We start from the raw sequence: 1,283 nt of genomic DNA, 5'->3' as shown, positions 1-1,283 counted from the left end.
CCTACTGGAATATCTGTTGCTGTCCAATCTCCATTGGCATCGGTCGTTACTGTTGTTGGGTTATTATCTACATCGGTTATAGTTACAGTAACTCCTGCGATGCCTGCTTCGCCTGCATCTTGTACGCCGTTTCCGTTAGTATCTTCGAATACTGTTCCTGATACATCGCCTACTGCTGGTGCATACCCATCATCTGTTGTAGCGTTTGTGCCTTCAACTACAGTTACTGTCTCTGGATCTGAGCCTGTTGTAGTTAACGTATCTGTGATGTCTGCTGGTAAGGTTGTTTCATCTACATCTACCGTTGCATCTCCTACTGGTATGTCGGTTGCGGTCCAATCTCCATTAGCATCTGTTGTTACTGTCGTTGGATTATTATCTACATCGGTGATGATTACTTCTACACCTGCGATGCCTGCTTCGCCTGCATCTTGTACGCCATTTCCGTTGGTATCTTCAAATACCGTTCCGCTTAAGTCGCCTAATGCGGGTGCATAACCATCATCAGTGGTTGTGTTTGTGCCTTCAACTACGGTTACCGTCTCTGGATCTGAGCCTGTTGTAGTTAACGTATCTGTAATGTCTGCTGGTAATGTAGTCTCATCTACATCTACCGTTGCATCACCTAATGCTACATCATTTAATGTCCAATCTCCATTGGCATCTGTGGTTACTGTTGTTGGGTTACCATCAACATCGGTTACTACAACATCTACGCCTGCGATGCCTGCTTCGCCTGCATCTTGTACACCGTTGCCATTAGTATCTTCAAATACGGTTCCGCTTAAATCGCCTAATGCTGGTGCATATCCATCATCAGTGGTTGTGTTTGTACCTTCAACTACGGTTACCGTCTCTGGATCTGAGCCTGTTGTGGTTAACGTGTCTGTAATGTCTGCTGGTAATGTAGTCTCATCTACATCTACCGTTGCATCGCCTACTGGTATGTCGGTTGCGGTCCAATCTCCATTGGCATCTGTGGTTACTGTTGTTGGGTTACCATCAACATCTGTTACGACAACATCTACGCCTGCGATGCCTGCTTCGCCTGCATCTTGTACGCCATTTCCGTTGGTATCTTCAAATACCGTTCCGCTTAAATCTCCTAATGCTGGTGCATACCCATCATCTGTGGTTGCATTGGTTCCGTCTACAACTGTTACTGTTTCAGGATCTGAGCCTGTTGTGGTTAAGGTATCTGTAATGTCTGCTGGTAAGGTCGTTTCATCTACATCTACTGTCGCATCGCCTACTGGAATATCTGTTGCTGTCCAATCTCCATT

Annotated in this window: 1 protein-coding gene; it reads right to left on the bottom strand. The window is 45.8% G+C overall.

What is annotated here, in order from left to right; translation table 11 throughout:
• The coding region (locus H574_RS14230; protein WP_036227629.1) for a beta strand repeat-containing protein at positions 1–1,283 on the bottom strand (1,283 nt) is incomplete at both ends.

This window comes from Mesoflavibacter zeaxanthinifaciens DSM 18436 (assembly GCF_000422365.1).
Taxonomy (GTDB): Bacteria; Bacteroidota; Bacteroidia; order Flavobacteriales; family Flavobacteriaceae; genus Mesoflavibacter; species Mesoflavibacter zeaxanthinifaciens.
The sequence above is the reverse complement of the archived record's forward strand: the minus strand, read 5'-3'. Positions and strand labels throughout refer to the sequence as shown.